We start from the raw sequence: 17,439 nt of genomic DNA on the forward strand, positions 1-17,439 counted from the left end.
AAAATAAAAAAGAGTAATTTACCTGCACGCATGGATCAGCAGAGTGGCAAATCGTGGCGGGTATTTAAAAGGACGTGAAGACAAAATGGGTGATATCAGCAATACACAGTTTTTTAGAGCAGTACAGGAAGAGAAGAAGCTGGAGGCAAGCCAGGTTCTGGAACAGGTATATACAGCGCTGACGGAGAAGGGTTACAACCCGATCAATCAGATTGTAGGATATATTATGTCTGGAGATCCGACCTATATTACCAGCCACAAGAGTGCCAGAAGCCTGATTATGAAGGTGGAGCGTGACGAAATTCTGGAAGAGCTTGTGAAGGTATATATTGAGACGAAGCTTCAGTAAAGAGTGGATGCAGCACGGCAATTAAAAAGCGGAAGAGTAAAAACAGCTGGCGACAACAGTCCAATATCTGACGGGCTGCCAGCTTGTTTTGTTATGGAGAAAATAGAATATGAGAATTATGGGGCTTGATTTTGGATCGAAGACCACGGGAGTGGCAGTCAGCGATCCGTTAGGCATTACAGCACAGGGAATTGAGACGATCACACGGAAGGATGAGAACAAACTTCGCCAGACCTGCGCCCGGATTGAAGAGCTGATCCGGGAATACGAGGTTGGGACGATTGTTTTGGGGTATCCTAAAAATATGAATAATACGCTGGGAGAGCGCGTTGAAAAGACGCTGGCATTTAAAGAGATGCTGGAACGGCGGACGAACCTTCCGGTCGTTATGTGGGACGAGCGCCTGACGACGAATGCGGCGGAGCAGATCCTGATCGAGAGCGGCGTGCGCCGGGAAAACCGGAAGAGCGTGATCGATAAGATTGCGGCGGTATTGATTTTGCAGGGATATTTAGATCTGCAGGCACAGGGAAAAGCGGAAGAATAAGTTATCAGTGATAAAAATCAATGATTGAAAATAAAGAATAGAAGGAGAATCATAGAATGGGAAATATGGATTCAATGTTAGATGAACTGAACAATATGGAAAACAGCATCACACTGAGGGATGAGAACGGCGAGGAAGTGAAGCTGTATGTCCTGGAAGAGACAAAGTTAAATGGCGAGTCCTATCTGCTGGCAAGTGATACGAAGGACGGCGATGGAGAGTGCTATCTGCTGAGAGATACATCAAAGCCGGAGGATGCAGAAGCAGCTTACGAATTTGTGGACGATGACGGAGAACTGGAGTATATGTCCAAGGTGTTTGCGGAGCTGATGAGCGATCTGGGCGTTGATATCGAATAAAAATCTAAAAATTGAATTTTTGGAGGTGCATTGATTGAGAAAGGAAACAAATCATAATAAGGTAAAGATCATACCGCTCGGTGGTCTGGAACAGATCGGTATGAATATGACTGCCTTCGAATATGAAGACAGCATTATTGTAGTAGACTGTGGTATGGCATTCCCGAGCGACGATATGCTGGGAATCGATCTGGTTATCCCGGATGTATCATATTTAAAGAACAACATTGACAAAGTCAAGGGCTTTGTGATCACGCACGGGCATGAGGACCATATCGGCGCGCTGCCGTATGTACTCCGCGATGTTCCGGCACCGGTATACGGCACCAAACTGACGATCGGACTGATTGAGAATAAATTAAAAGAGCATAATATGATGAAGACCGTCCGCCGCAAGGTCGTAAAGCACGGACAGTCCATCAATCTCGGATGTTTTCGGATTGAGTTTATCAAGACGAACCACAGTATCGCAGATGCATCGGCGCTTGCGATCTTCTCCCCGGCTGGCATTATCGTCCACACCGGCGACTTCAAGATCGATTACACACCGGTATTCGGTGAACCGGCGGATCTGCAGCGTTTTGCCGAGCTTGGAAAGAAAGGCGTGCTGGCGCTGATGTGTGACAGTACCAACGCGATCCGTCCGGGATTTACGATGTCGGAGCGCACCGTCGGCAAGACCTTTGATTCGATTTTTGCAGAGCACAAGAACAACCGGATCATCGTTGCGACGTTTGCTTCCAACGTAGACCGTGTCCAGCAGATCATCAATACGGCATACCACTATGGACGTAAGGTAGTGGTCGAGGGCCGAAGCATGGTCAATGTCATCGGCACGGCGAGCGAACTTGGATACATTAATATTCCGGAAAATACACTGATCGACATTGAACATCTGAAAAATTATAAGAAAGAGGATACCGTCCTTATCACGACCGGCAGCCAGGGCGAGTCTCTGGCGGCCCTGTCCCGTATGGCGGCAGACCTGCACAAGAAGGTTTCGATCATGCCGGGTGACGTGGTTATTTTAAGTTCCACCCCGATTCCGGGCAATGAGAAAGCCGTTGCAAGAGTTATCAACGAGCTGTCGATGAAGGGCGCAGAGGTTATCAACCAGGATACCCACGTATCCGGACATGCCTGCCAGGAGGAGATCAAGCTGATGTACTCCTTAGTTCGTCCGAAATTCTCGATTCCGGTACACGGTGAGTACCGCCACCTGATGGCGCAGCGCAACCTGGCAATTTCAATGGGCATTCCGAAGGAAAATGTCATCCTGATGCGCTCAGGTGATGTGATCGAGATCGGGGACGAAGGCTACCGTGTTGCCGACCATGTACAGGCGGGCGGCATCCTGGTCGATGGTCTGGGCATCGGTGATGTCGGAAATATCGTTCTGCGCGACCGCCAGAACCTGGCACAGAATGGTATCATTATTGTGGTACTGACGTTGGAGAAATACAGCAACCAGCTCTTAGCGGGACCGGATATCGTGTCCCGAGGTTTCGTCTATGTGCGTGAGTCCGAGGATCTGATGGAAGAGGCACAGAGAATCGTGGATGAAGCCGTACAAGGCTGTCTTGAGAAGCACGTGAGCGACTGGGGCAAGATCAAGAACATTATCCGCGACAGCCTGAGTGATTTCCTATGGAAGAAGATGAAGAGAAATCCGATGATTCTTCCGATCATCATGGAAGTGTAGAAGACTGCAAAAGCAGCACGGAGGTGGAATATGAGCCGGACATCTGGGGAACCCCATATCGCAGTATCAATTCTGGACAGTGTGTTCCGGATCGTTTTTCTGGTACTGACACTGTTTCTGCTCTATGAGGGCGCAACGAAGGGTTACTGGCTGGGGCATGAGATATTTAACCCGACCGCAGTTGAGGCAGAGCCGGGAAGAATGAGAACGGTTACCATCGAGGAAAGCGAAAGCACCTCCGAGGCAGGCGAAGCGCTGGAACGCGTCGGTTTGATTCAAAGCCGCGTGGTCTTTGTGCTGCAGGCAAAGATTTATGAATACAAGATATATCCGGGAACCTATCAGTTCAGCACCGCCCAGACTTCTCTGGAGATGCTGAAGGAGATGGATGAGGCGGCAGCTTCTGCCGCCAGCCCGGAGGAGGATAAAAGTGATAGTAAATGACAGAATTACCGCCTATATCCAGTCGTTGGACGCGGGCAACGGACCGCTGCTCGACTCGATAGAGGAAGAAGCGCTGGCTGACTGCGTGCCGATCATCCGCAGGGAGACCTCCGCATTTCTGAAAACACTGATTGCTCTCAAGCGCCCGCAGTCGATTCTGGAGGTAGGAACGGCTGTGGGCTATTCGGCTTTACTGATGAGCCGTGTGATGCCGGAAAACTGCCGGATCACGACGATTGAGAAGTACGAAAAAAGAATACCGATTGCCAAGCGCAATTTTGAAAGGGCAGGAAAAGAGCCGTGCATTACTTTACTGGAAGGCGATGCGGAAGAGATACTGGGGACGCTTTCCGGCCCTTATGATTTTATATTTATGGATGCGGCTAAGGGGCAGTATATGCACTGGCTGCCTCAGATTTTGCGTCTGCTGCCGTCCGGCGGCGTTCTTCTGTCGGACAATGTCTTACAGGACGGCGATATCGTGGAATCCCGCTATGCGGTCGAGCGCCGCAACCGGACGATCCACACGCGGATGCGCGATTATTTATATGAACTGACACACATGAAAGAATTTGAGACGTCTGTCATTCCGATCGGGGATGGCGTGGCGTTAAGTGTAAAGCGATAAAAGAAAGGAAAAACATGAGAAAACTGGAACTTTTAATCCCGGCGGGCAGCCTGGACGTCCTCAAGACGGCGGTCCTTTACGGAGCCGATGCGGTCTATCTGGGCGGCGAGGCGTTTGGTCTGCGGGCAAAGGCGAAGAATTTTACGAACGAAGAGATCAAAGAGGGCATTGCGTTCGCCCATGAGCGCGGCGTCAAAGTATATATTACAGCAAATATTTTTGCACATAATGATGATTTAGCCGGTGTGGAAGAATATTTCACAGAACTGAAAGAAATCAAGCCGGATGCGCTGATTATTTCCGATCCGGGTGTTTTTGAGATTGCCAGACGCATTCTCCCGGAGATGGAGATCCATATCAGCACACAGGCAAATAATACAAACTACGGGACGTTCCTTTTCTGGTATAAACAGGGCGCGAAGCGCGTGGTAACGGCGCGGGAGCTGTCCTTGAAGGAGATTCGCGAGATCCGCGAACATATTCCGGAGGATATGGAGATCGAGAGCTTCATCCACGGAGCGATGTGCATTTCCTATTCAGGACGATGTCTTCTCAGCAATTTTCTGACGGGGCGCGACGCGAACCAGGGCGCCTGTACTCATCCGTGCCGCTGGAAATATGCGGTGGCGGAGGAGACAAGACCGGGCGAGTGGATGCCGGTCTATGAAAATGAGCGCGGCAGCTATATTTTCAACTCCCGCGACCTGTGCATGATTGAGCACATTCCGGAGATGGTCGAAGCAGGAATCGACAGCTTCAAGATCGAGGGACGCATGAAGACAGCACTCTATGTGGCAACCGTGGCGAGAACCTACCGAATCGCAATCGACGATTATCTGGAAAGCCCGGAAAAATACCAGTCCAAGATGGAGTGGTATAAGAGTGAGATCCGCAAATGTACCCACCGGGAATACATCACCGGATTTTATTTCCATAAACCGGGTACCGAGTCGCAGGTATACGGAAGCAATACTTATGTAAAACCGTACACCTATCTGGGAACGGTCGGCGCTGTGCGCGGGGATGGCCTGGTTCATCTGGAGCAGAAGAATAAATTCAGCGTGGGAGAGACGATCGAGATCATGAAGCCGGACGGACGTAACCTGCGTGTGGAAGTGAAAGGCATCTTTACTGAGGATGGAACCGCGCAGGAGAGCGCACCGCACCCGAAGCAGCAGCTCTGGGTAGACTTAGGCGGCATGGCAAAGCCGCAGGATATCCTGCGGCGTGAGGACGAAGCGCTGGATTTGTAAAGGTGCGGCTGGAAGGACATCAGGAGGATGACAGATGGTTTGGTTTTTAGGAGGAACGGCGGTCCTGTGCCTGTTATATTATATCATAATCGTTATTTATTCGGGTGTTTCGACTTCATTTGCTCTGATCTGGCCCTGCCTGGCGATCGTTTTGGGACTTCTGGCGGCAGGATGGTGGTTTGGCAGCCAGCATGAGGGCAGAATCCCCGTGTGGATCGGCGTTTCCGTCGGGACAGTATGTGCGGCGGGATTTCTGATTCTGGTGATCACGGAGGTTTTGATCGGCTGGAGCGCCATTACGGCGACGGGACAGCCGGCGGACTATGTGATCGTGCTGGGAGCCCGTGTGCGCGGCACCAAGATCAGCAATTCCCTAAAGCAGCGTCTGGATCGGGCGATCGAGTATTCGGAGGAATATCCGAACACGGTTCTGGTGCTTTCCGGCGGAAAAGGTCCGGGCGAGGAGATCAGCGAGGCGCGGGCGATGTACGAATATTTACAGTACAACGGGATTCCGGAGGATAAGCTGCTGATTGAAGACCAGTCCTCCGACACGGTGCAGAACATCGAGTTCAGCCGGACGGTGATCGACCGGCAGGAATACAACAAGGCGCAGGCGGCGCGGGCACACCTGATGGAGTTTTACCGTGAGCGCCCGGACGGCGATACCATCCGGATCGGGATTCTGACGAGCAATTACCATGTGTTCCGGGCGGAGGCGATCGCGCGCAGACAGGAGATCGAGCCGATCGGCGTGGCAGCTGCGTGCGACCCGGTGCTGGCGGTGCACCTGTGGCTGCGGGAGGCATTTGCCGTACTAAAAGACAAATTTATGGGAAGACTGTAAAAAAAGAAGAAAAAAGGTGCGATTCAACGTTACTGTTCACGTATACGTGAACAGTAACGATTCAACAGATGTCTGTATGCGCTGTGGAATCGTTTTAGAGAAAGGAAAGACAGCATGACAGTAAAAGATTTGAAGAGCTATCAGATCCTGAATGAAAAACACGTAAAAGAGCTGAATTCTGAGGGGATTCTTCTGGAACATAAGAAGACGGGAGCGAGAGTGTTCCTGCTCTCGAATGACGATGAGAACAAGGTATTCTGCATCGGATTCCGTACCCCGCCATCTGACAGCACGGGTGTGCCGCATATCATGGAGCACAGCGTTTTGTGCGGTTCGGCGAAATTTCCAGTCAAGGATCCGTTTGTAGAGCTGGTGAAGGGCTCATTAAATACCTTCTTAAACGCGATGACCTACCCGGATAAGACGGTATACCCGGTTGCAAGCTGCAACGACAAGGATTTCCAGAACCTGATGGACGTCTATATGGACGCGGTTCTGCATCCGAATATCTATAAAGAAGAGAAGATTTTCCGCCAGGAGGGCTGGCATTACGAGATGGAGTCGGCGGACAGCCCGATCACGGTAAACGGTGTCGTTTACAATGAGATGAAGGGTGCATTTTCCTCCCCGGAGGGCGTGCTTGACCGCTACACGCAGAACACGCTTTACCCGGATACCTGCTATACGCATGAGTCCGGCGGTGCCCCGGAGGTTATCCCGGAGCTGACCTATGAGGATTTCCTGAATTTCCACCGCAAATTCTACCATCCGTCCAACAGCTTTATCTATCTGTACGGAAATATGGATATGGCAGAGAAGCTGGACTGGCTGGATCGTGAGTATTTAAGCCACTATGACCGTCAGCCGGTGGATTCTGAAATTCACTACCAGAAGCCGTTTGACGCGCCGAAAGACCGTGAGATCTTCTATCCGATCACTGAGGATGAGCCGGAGGATCACGCAACCTACCTGTCGGTTAATACGGTGGTGGGCGACGATCTCGACCCGATTCTCTACATGGCATTTCAGATCCTGGAGTATGTGCTTTTGGATGCGCCGGGCGCCGTTTTAAAGAAAGAACTCATCAGCGCTGGGATTGGCCAGGATATCCTGGGAAGCTATGAAAATGGTATTTTACAGCCATATTTTTCTGTCATTGCGAAAAATGCGGATAGCAGCCAGAAAGAGGCATTTTTAAAGACTGTCAAGGGAACGCTTAAGAAGCTGGCAGATGATGGCATCAACCAGAAGAGCCTGCTGGCGGGCATCAACTACTATGAATTCCGCAGCCGCGAGGCAGATTTCGGCAACGCGCCGAAGGGATTGATGTACGGCTTGCAGTGCTTAGATAGCTGGCTGTACGGCGGCGATCCGCTGATGCACCTGGAATATGAGGAGACATTTGCATTCCTCAAAAAAGCAGCAAAGGAAGGATATTTTGAAGAACTGATCCGCAAATATCTCTTAGATAACCCGTTTGAGGCGGTGATCACGGTCAGCCCGAAGCGGGGACTGACGGCGATCGAGGATGAGAAGCTGCGTGAAAAGCTGGAAGCATATAAGAAGAGCCTGGGCGCGGAGGAGATTCAGGCGATCGTGGATGGCACGAAAGAGCTGAAAGAGTATCAGGACACCCCGTCCCCGAAGGAAGATTTAGAGAAGATTCCGCTGTTGAAACGCTCAGATATCCGCAAAGAGGCGGAGAAATTTATCCTGACCGAGCGCGAGATTGGCGGAACCAAGGTGCTGGCACATGAGCTCTTTACCTCAGGCATCGGTTATCTGCGCGTGATGTTCCGTACCGACCGTGTACCGTCCAGGGATCTGCCGTATGTGGGACTTTTGAAAGCAGTGCTTGGATTTGTCGATACGACGAAACACACATACAGCGATTTGTCGGATGAGATCAACTTAAATACCGGCGGTATCACGCTCAGCGTCAGCTCCTATGCGGACAGCCGGAAACAGGGCGCGTTTACCGGTATTTTTACTGCGAGTGCCCGGGTGCTGTGCGAGAAGCTGGACTTCGGATTTTCAGCGATCGCGGAGATTCTGCTTGATTCAATCCTTGATGATGAGAAACGTCTCGGCGAGATTGTGGCGGAGACGAAGTCGAAGAGCCAGATGCGTTTAAATCAGGCGGCACATTCAGCGGCAGTGATGAGAGCCAGCTCCTATTTTTCAGCAGAATCGGCATTTGACGACTGCACGGGCGGAATCGGCTTCTACCAGTTCCTTGAAGAGACGGCAAAGCACTTTGAGGAGAAAAAGGGCGAGGTGATCGCGAAATTAAAAGAGACGGCGGCACGTCTGTTTACAAAAGAAAATATGCTGATAAGCTACACGGCAGCAGCCGACGATCAGGCAGGGCTTGAAGCAGCGATTCCGCTTTTAAAAGAACGTCTTCCACAGGGCGACGGAACCGTTTATCCGTTTGAGTGGAAAAAAGAGAACTTAAACGAGGGCTTCATGACCTCCTCCCAGGTCAATTATCTGGCGCGCTGCGGCAATTTCGTGGAGAAAGGGCTGGCATACAAGGGCACGCTGCGGACGCTGAAAGTCATTCTCGGATATGATTATCTGTGGATCAATGTCCGTGTCAAGGGCGGCGCTTACGGCGTCATGAATGGAGCCGGACGATTTGGCGACAGCTATTTCGTTTCCTACCGCGATCCGAACCTGCGCGAGACGAATGAGGTTTACGAGGGCATCGTGCCGTATCTGGAGCAGTTTGAGGCAGACGAGCGTGATATGACGAAATTCGTGATTGGAACCATCAGCGACCTTGATGCGCCGCTTCTGCCGCCGTACAAAGGCATTCGCGCCGACGCGGCCTGGTTTACCGGCGTGACGGATGCGATGATCCAGAAAGAGAGAGACGAGATCCTGGCAGTTACCCCGGAGGATATCCGGGAGCTGGCACCGATTATCAGGGCAGTGTTCAGTGAGCAGAGCATCTGTGCGATTGGAAATGCAGAAAAAGTCAAGGCAAATCAGGATCTGTTTAAGACGGTGAAGAATCTGTTTAACTAAACAAAATGCAAGTGAAAGGAAACAAGATGGCAAATACAGATACAAAAGAGTTTAAATCTGGCTTTGTGACCCTGATCGGGCGTCCGAATGTCGGCAAATCTACGCTGATGAACCACCTGATCGGACAGAAGATCGCGATCACATCTGAGAAGCCGCAGACGACCCGGAACCGTATCCAGACGGTTTACACAGACGAGCGCGGACAGATCATTTTTCTGGACACACCGGGTATCCACAAGGCGAAAAACAAGCTGGGCGAGTACATGGTCAATGTCGCAGAGAATACGTTAAAAGAGGTTGACGTGATTCTCTGGCTGGTAGAGCCGACCACCTTCATCGGGGCAGGCGAGCGCCACATTGCAGAGCAGCTTTCGAAGATCAAGACGCCGGTCATTCTGGTTATTAATAAAATTGATACGGTCAAATCGAAGGAAGAGATCCTGACCTTTATCGCGGCATATAAGGATATTTTGAATTTTGCGGAGATTATCCCGGTTTCGGCTCTCAAAGAGATGAATATCGAGGATGTCAAGAGCAGTATTTTTAAATATCTCCCGGCAGGTCCGCAGTTTTACGATGAGGATACCGTCACCGACCAGCCGATGCGCCAGATCGCAGCGGAGCTGATCCGCGAGAAAGCGCTTCGGATGCTGGACGACGAGATCCCGCACGGCATTGCAGTTGTCATCGACCAGATGAAAGAGCGCCCAAACGGCATCATCGACGTGGATGCAACGATCGTGTGCGAGCGCGATTCCCACAAGGGCATCATCATCGGAAAAGGCGGATCGATGTTAAAACGTATCGGAACCGCTGCCCGGATGGAAATTGAAAATCTGATGGACACGAAGGTCAACCTGAAACTCTGGGTTAAAGTGCGCCGGGAGTGGAGAGACAGCGATATGTATATGAAGAATTACGGATATAACCCGAAAGAAATTTAAGTGAGGGAAGGAAGGGCTGCATGCGAGATTTGATACAGACAACCGGAATGGTGCTTTATGCAGCCCCGGTCGGTGAATTTGATAAACGTCTGATTCTCCTGACGGGAGACCGCGGAAAAATCACGGCATTTGCCCGCGGGGCGAAGCGCACTGGAAGTTTGCTGCGTGCGGCAAGCCGGCCTTTCGCATTTGGAACCTTCACACTTTCTGAGACGCGGGATGCCTACAATCTCTATGGCGCGGAGATCGAAAACTATTTCGAAGGACTTGAACAGGACGTTGAGTGCGCCTGCTACGCCTCCTATTTTGCTGAATTCGCCGAATACTTCGGAAGAGAAGGTCTGGAGGCAAGAGAAATGCTGCGATTACTCTACCAGTCCTTCCGCGCCCTCCTAAAACCTGCACTCCCCAACAAACTTGTACAGCGCATCTTCGAATTAAAAATCATGGTCATCAACGGCGAATACACCGAAGATCCACCCCTGCGTGCCGGAGACTCCGCACGCTACGCCTGGCAGTACGTCATCTACGCGCCGATCGAGAAGTTGTATACATTTCTTCTGAAAGAAGATGCATTTGCACAATTTGCGGCGAATGTGGAGCGGAATAAGAGGGCGTATGTAGATAAAAGTTTTCACTCATTGGAGATATTGCAGACGATTACATAACAAACAACTATCCAGGGAGGAACCATTTATATGCCAGAACCCAAATTCCACCAGAAAATCGCCTGGTTCAATTTCATCTGCTGTCTCATGGTCATCTGGACGCATTCCGGCAACGCGGATCTGTTTTTCCCGGAACTGGGGCAGGACGCACCGTGGTGGCATTTCCAGTACCCGGTCATGCAGGAAATTCTGCGGGTGGACATCCCATGCTTTATCATGTTGTCTGCCTACCTGTTCTACCGGAACTTCACGATGAAGCGGCTGGGAGAAAAATTAAATAAACGTCTGCATTCGCTTCTGGTTCCGTACCTGCTCTGGAATACTATCTATTACGTGGCGTATGTGGCGGCGAGCCGGATTCCGGGACTGCAGACGATCGCTAACCGGACGGATCTGGTGATCACGCCGTCGGGCGCATGGCAGGCGATCACCAAGTACACCTTCAATCCGGTGTTCTGGTTCATGTATCAGATCATTCTGCTGGTGCTGCTGGCACCGGTGCTGTATCTGTTTCTGAAAAATATCTGGACCGGAGCGGCATTTCTGCTGGTGCTGCTTGTGGCACTTTTCAAGGGGGTGGCGCTGCCGGAGCTGAATCTGGACGCCCTGATTTATTATTCCTTTGCCGCCTATGCGGCGCTGCACGGGAGAAAATGGGCGGAGGCGGTATGGTCGTGGAAGCGGGCGGCACTGGGGGTGTGCCTGCTGGCAGTGGGAATCGTGCTCAGCAGGAGCTATTATACCCACTATTTTGTGCCGGGAATCGTTCTCTACCAGCTTCTGGCAGTCATCGGTATCTGGATGATGGTAAACGAGCGCTGGCTGGGAGAAGTCAGACCGTTTATGACCTGCACCTTTTTTATCTATGCGACGCACTTTGTGGTGGTCCGTTTCCTCAATAAGGCGGCGGCGCTGCTATTTCCGGGCAGCCAGCTGGTTTCGATGTTTATGTATGTGTGCATGCCGCTGCTTGCAGTGACACTCTGTTATCAGGCGGCGCGCGTGTTGCGGAGGTACCGTCCGGACATCTGGAAGACCCTGAATGGGGGACGTTGACAAAAAGCAGGATTTACGGTTGAAAGGCAGGTATCTCTGGAAACGGAAGTGCGAGTATGCGTTTTTTCAGGTCCAAGTCTTGAAAATACATAGAAAAGCAGGTATACTATAAAAACTTGGTTGTAGGAGCATTTTTGCGCTTGGGAGGAAGAGCAATGAAAAAAAGAGGATTTCTTCTGGCAGCGTGTACCGTGGGTGTGATGCTGTCCGGCTGTGGCTCACGGGAAACCGCCTTTTCCCCTTCGGAGAGCTGCGTATATGTGGCAAAAGACGGGGCGCTGTCGAGTGCTCTGGTGGAGCAGACCGGCGGTATTTCGGTCGATGAGAATGAATTAAAGCAGTATTTAGAGACGGCAGTGATTCATTTTAATGAAGAAAAAGGCGCCGGGGCGCTGGCACAGAACCAGAAAAATGCCGAGAGACTGCCGGCAGCATTGAAAAGTGTGAAGGCGGGAAAAGACACGGTGACTGCGATCTTTGATTATGCTTCCTTTGAAGATCTGAAAGCATTCGGAGAGACGAATGACAATGAGGACACCAGCAACTCCCTGACGGCGCTGGAGGCAAAGCCGCTTTCGGAGGCGATTGCCGATGGATGGTTTTCCGAGGGTGAGCTGGTAAAAGCGGATGGAAGCGAAGCCGGAACGGATACGGTTCAGAATGAAAAGAGCGGCATGGCAGTCCGGAGCGAGGGCGGTGCGACGCTGATGGTCGGCGGAAAAGTGCTTTACCGCAGTTCGAATACCGAGTTAAAAGACGATTCAACCGTCAGTCTGCCGGAAACAGGCACGGCTTATGTGATTTTTAAAAGATAAAAAACAGAATGATTGTTAAATTCGTCCATCTGCCAGATATCGAAAGAAGAGGCGGGGACGGGTACAATGATAAATGAATCAGGAGGACAAGACAAATGGAAAAGACGATGGACAAAATCGTGGCGCTCGCAAAATCAAGAGGATTTGTATATCCGGGTTCTGAGATTTACGGCGGCCTTGCCAATACATGGGACTACGGCAATCTGGGCGTAGAACTGAAAAACAATGTAAAACGTGCATGGTGGCAGAAATTTATTCAGGAAAGCCCGTACAACGTAGGTGTAGACTGTGCGATCCTTATGAACTCCCAGACATGGGTGGCATCCGGACATCTGGGCGGCTTCTCTGACCCGCTGATGGACTGCAAGAGCTGTAAAGAGCGTTTCCGTGCAGATAAGCTCATCGAGGACTATATGGCAGAGCACAACATCGAGATCGAGGGTTCTGTAGACGGCTGGTCCCAGGAGCAGATGAAACAGTACATCGATGACAACAACATCTGCTGTCCGAGCTGCGGCAAGCATGATTTCACCGACATTCGTCAGTTTAACCTGATGTTCAAGACCTTCCAGGGCGTTACCGAGGATGCCAAAAATACTGTATACCTGCGTCCGGAGACTGCACAGGGTATCTTTGTAAACTTCAAAAACGTACAGAGAACCTCCCGCAAGAAGATCCCGTTTGGTATCGGTCAGATCGGTAAATCGTTCCGTAACGAGATCACACCGGGTAACTTTACTTTCCGTACCAGAGAGTTCGAGCAGATGGAGCTTGAGTTCTTCTGTGAACCGGGAACCGACCTTGAGTGGTTTGCATACTGGAAACAGCACTGCATCGACTGGCTGCAGACACTTGGCATCAAGCCGGACGAGATGCGCGCGCGTGACCATTCTCCGGAAGAACTGTGCTTCTACAGCAAGGCGACGACCGATCTGGAATTTCTGTTCCCGTTCGGATGGGGCGAGCTGTGGGGTATCGCAGACCGTACCGATTACGATCTGACCCAGCATCAGAACACATCCGGTCAGGATATGACCTACTTTGACGATGAGAAGAAGGAGAAATACATCCCGTACGTTATCGAGCCGTCCCTGGGTGCTGACCGTGTAACGCTGGCATTCCTGTGTGCAGCTTACGATGAGGAAGAGATCGGCGAGGGCGATGTGAGAACCGTTCTTCACTTCCATCCGGCGATTGCACCGGTTAAGATCGGTGTGCTTCCGCTGTCCAAGAAGCTCAACGAGGGCGCTGAGAAGATCTATGCAGAGCTTTCCAAGTATTACAACTGCGAGTTCGACGACAGAGGAAACATTGGTAAGCGTTACCGCCGTCAGGATGAGATCGGTACTCCGTTCTGCATCACTTACGACTTCGAGTCGGAGACCGACCAGGCTGTTACCATCCGTGACCGTGATACCATGGAGCAGGTACGTGTGCCGATCGCTGAGTTAAAGAACTACTTTGAGGATAAGTTCCGTTTCTAATTATTTAAACAGACGTAACTGTGAAGGTACTGAACAGTTACAAATAGACAAAAGAGCAGAAACCATATTCCGGGAAACAGGATGTGGTTTCTGCTTTTTGTGTTAGAGAGGACTTGTGACATTTTTTGACATTTTGCAAAAAAAGAAATTTATTTTACGGCAGGAGAGGATGATATCCGGCAGGCTGTGAAATTGATTCCTCAGTTTGTGCCACAAATAGGGACGAAAGAACAGAAAAAAACAGGAGGAGTAGGAGCTGTTCTGGATAGTCATCTCATTTAATATTCGCGAAAATTACAAAAAAATATATATTGATCGAAAAAAAGTTGGAAAGAATTCAAAAAAACTCTTTACTAGACCGCAGTTTATGTTATAATATTCACGATGGCTTTTATCTTTCACATAAATACAAATATGTGAATGTAAAACATAAACGAGTATAGGAGGAAAATACTTATGGCAAAATGGGTTTATATGTTTAGCGAGGGCGACATGACCATGCGTAACCTGCTGGGAGGAAAGGGAGCGAACCTGGCGGAGATGACAAGCATCGGTCTGCCGGTTCCACAGGGATTTACAATCACAACTGAGGCTTGTACTCAGTATTACGAAGATGGTCGCAAGATTAACGACGAGATCATGGCACAGACCATGGAAGGCGTTAAGAAGATGGAAGAGCTCAATGGAAAGAAATTTGGCGATCTGAAGAACCCACTGTTAGTATCGGTTCGTTCCGGTGCGAGAGCATCCATGCCAGGTATGATGGATACCATCTTAAACCTTGGTTTAAATGACGAGGTAGTTGCAGCGATGATCGCAGGCAACCCGGACCCGAAATTTGAGCGATTTGTATATGACTCCTACAGACGTTTCATCCAGATGTTCTCAGATGTCGTTATGGAGGTTGGTAAGAAATACTTCGAGCAGCTCATCGACAAGATGAAAGCAGAAAAAGGCGTTCACTACGACATAGAGCTGACCGCAGCTGACTTAAAGACTCTGGCAGAGCAGTTTAAGGCTGAGTATAAGAAACAGTTAGGTGAGGACTTCCCGTCTGATCCGGTTGTTCAGTTAAAATTAGCGATCGAAGCTGTATTCCGTTCCTGGGACAACCCGCGTGCGAACGTATACAGAAGAGATAATGATATTCCGTATTCCTGGGGTACTGCAGTAAACGTAATGCCGATGGTATTCGGTAACTTAAACGATGAGTCTGGTACAGGTGTTGCATTTACCCGTGACCCGGCAACCGGCGAGAAGAAGCTGATGGGCGAGTTCTTAAAGAACGCACAGGGCGAGGACGTTGTTGCTGGTGTTCGTACTCCGATGCCGATCGCGCAGATGGAGCAGGAGTTCCCGGAGGCATATGCAGATTTCATCAAGGTTTGTGATGTGCTTGAGAACCACTACCATGATATGCAGGATATGGAGTTCACCGTAGAGAACAAGAAACTCTACATGTTACAGTGCCGTAACGGTAAGAGAACTGCTCAGGCTGCGCTGCAGATCGCTTGCGACCTGGTAGATGAAGGTCATAAGACAGAGGAAGAAGCAGTCGCTATGATCGACCCGCGTAACCTCGATACACTGCTGCATCCGCAGTTTGACGCTGCTGCATTAAAGGCAGCTACTCCGCTTGGAAAAGGCTTAGGTGCTTCTCCGGGTGCTGCTTGCGGTAAAGTTGTATTCACCGCAGAAGATGCTGAGAAATGGGCTGAGAAGGGCGAGAAAGTTATCTTAGTTCGTCTTGAGACTTCTCCGGAAGATATCACCGGTATGAAGGTTGCTCAGGGTATCTTAACCGTTCGTGGTGGTATGACCTCTCACGCAGCTGTAGTTGCTCGTGGTATGGGTACCTGCTGTGTATCCGGATGCGGCGACATCGCTATGGATGAAGAGAATAAGAAATTCACTTTAGCTGGTAAAGTATTCAACGAGGGAGACTTCATCTCCATCGATGGTACAACCGGTAATATTTACGAAGGTGAGATCAAGACCGTAGATGCTACTATCGCTGGTACATTCGGCCGCGTTATGGCATGGGCTGACAAGTTCAGAAGACTGAAAGTTCGTACAAACGCAGATACACCGGCAGATGCTAAGAAGGCTAGAGAGCTTGGCGCTGAGGGTATCGGTCTTTGCCGTACCGAGCATATGTTCTTCGAGGAAGACAGAATCGCTGCTTTCCGTGAGATGATCTGTGCTGACACTGTAGAAGAGAGAGAAGCAGCTCTGGATAAGATCCTTCCGTATCAGCAGGGCGACTTCGAAGGTCTGTTCGAGGCTCTGGAGGGCAACCCGGTAACTATCCGTTTCCTGGATCCGCCGCTGCATGAGTTCGTTCCGACTGAGGAAGATGACATCAAGAAACTGGCTGACGCTCAGGGCAAATCTGTAGAGTTCATCAAGAACCTGATTGCTTCCCTGCATGAGTTTAACCCGATGATGGGTCACCGTGGACTTCGTCTGGCAGTTACCTATCCGGAGATCGCTGTTATGCAGACCAAGGCAGTTATCCGTGCAGCTATCAACGTACAGAAAGCTCACGCTGACTGGTCCGTAAAACCGGAGATCATGATTCCGCTCGCTTGCGATGCGAAAGAGTTAAAATATGTAAAAGATATCGTTGTGAAGACCGCTGACGAGGAGATCGCAGCAGCAGGCGTTGATCTGAAGTACGAAGTAGGTACCATGATCGAGATCCCGCGTGCAGCTCTGACCGCTGACGACATCGCAAAAGAGGCTGAATTCTTCTGCTTCGGTACAAACGACTTAACTCAGATGACCTACGGCTTCTCCCGTGATGATGCAGGCAAGTTCCTGAATGCTTACTATGACAAGAAGATCTTCGAGAGCGATCCATTTGCAAAACTGGATCAGACTGGCGTAGGTAAGCTCATGGAGATGGCGATCAAGTTAGGTAAAGCAGAGCGCCCGACCCTTCATGTAGGTATCTGCGGCGAGCACGGCGGCGACCCGTCTTCCGTAGAGTTCTGCCACAAGATTGGTCTTGACTATGTATCCTGCTCACCGTTCCGTGTGCCGATCGCTCGTCTGGCTGCTGCTCAGGCTGCAATCGCTGAGAAATAATCATTTAAGGAAAACCTTGAATAAAATAAATGAGTAGATAAGGACTCCCTTACGAAAGTAAGGGGGTCCTTTTGTATAAATAATCTGTGGCTGTTTATGAAAAAATGGAGTTACTGTTCACGCATGTGTGAACAGTAACAAAATGGATGATGGCAACTTTTTGTGGACATGGTATATTTTGAATGCTATAATAAAAAGTGTAAGAATATAAGGTAAGAGT

The 17,439-nt window shown here is 50.2% G+C and carries 15 protein-coding genes; all 15 read left to right on the forward strand.

The window, feature by feature from the left end:
• Positions 1 to 85: 85 nt before the first annotated feature.
• On the forward strand, positions 86 to 349 hold the full coding sequence (locus tag DXB70_RS07065; protein WP_022359731.1) for an IreB family regulatory phosphoprotein: 264 nt from the start codon (positions 86 to 88) through the stop codon (positions 347 to 349).
• A 109-nt stretch (positions 350 to 458) separates the two neighbouring features.
• Complete coding sequence (gene ruvX, locus DXB70_RS07070) at positions 459 to 896, forward strand: Holliday junction resolvase RuvX (protein ID WP_118293431.1); 438 nt, start codon at positions 459 to 461, stop codon at positions 894 to 896.
• A 65-nt stretch (positions 897 to 961) separates the two neighbouring features.
• Complete coding sequence (locus DXB70_RS07075) at positions 962 to 1,255, forward strand: DUF1292 domain-containing protein (RefSeq protein WP_118673056.1); 294 nt, start codon at positions 962 to 964, stop codon at positions 1,253 to 1,255.
• A gap of 34 nt (positions 1,256 to 1,289) precedes the next feature.
• On the forward strand, positions 1,290 to 2,957 hold the full coding sequence (locus tag DXB70_RS07080) for a ribonuclease J (protein WP_118672968.1): 1,668 nt from the start codon (positions 1,290 to 1,292) through the stop codon (positions 2,955 to 2,957).
• Positions 2,958 to 2,987: 30 nt separating this feature from the next.
• Positions 2,988 to 3,401 carry an aminodeoxychorismate lyase gene (locus tag DXB70_RS07085; RefSeq protein WP_118472453.1) on the forward strand — a complete coding sequence of 138 codons (414 nt, stop codon included), beginning with the start codon at positions 2,988 to 2,990 and terminating at the stop codon, positions 3,399 to 3,401.
• Complete coding sequence (locus DXB70_RS07090) at positions 3,388 to 4,029, forward strand: O-methyltransferase (RefSeq protein WP_022359735.1); 642 nt, start codon at positions 3,388 to 3,390, stop codon at positions 4,027 to 4,029. Before DXB70_RS07085 ends, DXB70_RS07090 begins: the two co-directional genes overlap by 14 nt.
• Before the next feature lie 14 nt (positions 4,030 to 4,043).
• Complete coding sequence (locus DXB70_RS07095) at positions 4,044 to 5,282, forward strand: U32 family peptidase (protein ID WP_118467416.1); 1,239 nt, start codon at positions 4,044 to 4,046, stop codon at positions 5,280 to 5,282.
• 34 nt (positions 5,283 to 5,316) lie between these two features.
• Complete coding sequence (locus DXB70_RS07100) at positions 5,317 to 6,129, forward strand: YdcF family protein (RefSeq protein WP_118672969.1); 813 nt, start codon at positions 5,317 to 5,319, stop codon at positions 6,127 to 6,129.
• 114 nt (positions 6,130 to 6,243) lie between these two features.
• Entirely contained in the window at positions 6,244 to 9,162 is a 2,919-nt protein-coding gene (locus DXB70_RS07105) for an insulinase family protein (RefSeq protein ID WP_118672970.1), read from the forward strand.
• A 26-nt stretch (positions 9,163 to 9,188) separates the two neighbouring features.
• Positions 9,189 to 10,106, forward strand: coding sequence for a GTPase Era (gene era, locus DXB70_RS07110; RefSeq protein WP_022359739.1), 918 nt, complete (start codon positions 9,189 to 9,191; stop codon positions 10,104 to 10,106).
• 20 nt (positions 10,107 to 10,126) lie between these two features.
• Positions 10,127 to 10,774: a DNA repair protein RecO gene (recO, locus tag DXB70_RS07115; RefSeq protein ID WP_022359740.1), complete on the forward strand. Its 648-nt coding sequence runs from the start codon at positions 10,127 to 10,129 to the stop codon at positions 10,772 to 10,774.
• A 30-nt stretch (positions 10,775 to 10,804) separates the two neighbouring features.
• Complete coding sequence (locus DXB70_RS07120) at positions 10,805 to 11,830, forward strand: acyltransferase (RefSeq protein ID WP_118672972.1); 1,026 nt, start codon at positions 10,805 to 10,807, stop codon at positions 11,828 to 11,830.
• A gap of 155 nt (positions 11,831 to 11,985) precedes the next feature.
• The gene (locus DXB70_RS07125; protein ID WP_107001586.1) at positions 11,986 to 12,645 is read left to right on the forward strand and encodes a hypothetical protein; all 660 of its coding nucleotides are present in this window, start codon (positions 11,986 to 11,988) and stop codon (positions 12,643 to 12,645) included.
• Between the two features lie 95 nt (positions 12,646 to 12,740).
• Positions 12,741 to 14,129: a glycine--tRNA ligase gene (locus DXB70_RS07130; RefSeq protein WP_118522402.1), complete on the forward strand. Its 1,389-nt coding sequence runs from the start codon at positions 12,741 to 12,743 to the stop codon at positions 14,127 to 14,129.
• A 456-nt stretch (positions 14,130 to 14,585) separates the two neighbouring features.
• Positions 14,586 to 17,219 carry a pyruvate, phosphate dikinase gene (gene ppdK / locus DXB70_RS07135; protein ID WP_118628757.1) on the forward strand — a complete coding sequence of 878 codons (2,634 nt, stop codon included), beginning with the start codon at positions 14,586 to 14,588 and terminating at the stop codon, positions 17,217 to 17,219.
• Positions 17,220 to 17,439 lie beyond the last annotated feature (220 nt).

The sequence above is a fragment of the Clostridium sp. OM05-5BH genome, assembly GCF_003481505.1.
GTDB lineage: Bacteria > Bacillota > Clostridia > Lachnospirales > Lachnospiraceae > Otoolea > Otoolea fessa.

Bases quoted from the DNA above. Each gene is read 5' to 3' on its own strand.
- DXB70_RS07125 (WP_107001586.1), top strand. From the start codon at position 11,986: ATGAAAAAAAGAGGATTTCTTCTGGCAGCGTGTACCGTGGGTGTGATG.
- ruvX (WP_118293431.1), top strand. From the start codon at position 459: ATGAGAATTATGGGGCTTGATTTTGGATCGAAGACCACGGGAGTGGCA.
- DXB70_RS07105 (WP_118672970.1), top strand. From the start codon at position 6,244: ATGACAGTAAAAGATTTGAAGAGCTATCAGATCCTGAATGAAAAACAC.
- era (WP_022359739.1), top strand. From the start codon at position 9,189: ATGGCAAATACAGATACAAAAGAGTTTAAATCTGGCTTTGTGACCCTG.
- recO (WP_022359740.1), top strand. From the start codon at position 10,127: ATGCGAGATTTGATACAGACAACCGGAATGGTGCTTTATGCAGCCCCG.
- DXB70_RS07130 (WP_118522402.1), top strand. From the start codon at position 12,741: ATGGAAAAGACGATGGACAAAATCGTGGCGCTCGCAAAATCAAGAGGA.
- DXB70_RS07120 (WP_118672972.1), top strand. From the start codon at position 10,805: ATGCCAGAACCCAAATTCCACCAGAAAATCGCCTGGTTCAATTTCATC.
- DXB70_RS07075 (WP_118673056.1), top strand. From the start codon at position 962: ATGGATTCAATGTTAGATGAACTGAACAATATGGAAAACAGCATCACA.
- ppdK (WP_118628757.1), top strand. From the start codon at position 14,586: ATGGCAAAATGGGTTTATATGTTTAGCGAGGGCGACATGACCATGCGT.
- DXB70_RS07100 (WP_118672969.1), top strand. From the start codon at position 5,317: ATGGTTTGGTTTTTAGGAGGAACGGCGGTCCTGTGCCTGTTATATTAT.
- DXB70_RS07065 (WP_022359731.1), top strand. From the start codon at position 86: ATGGGTGATATCAGCAATACACAGTTTTTTAGAGCAGTACAGGAAGAG.
- DXB70_RS07095 (WP_118467416.1), top strand. From the start codon at position 4,044: ATGAGAAAACTGGAACTTTTAATCCCGGCGGGCAGCCTGGACGTCCTC.
- DXB70_RS07085 (WP_118472453.1), top strand. From the start codon at position 2,988: ATGAGCCGGACATCTGGGGAACCCCATATCGCAGTATCAATTCTGGAC.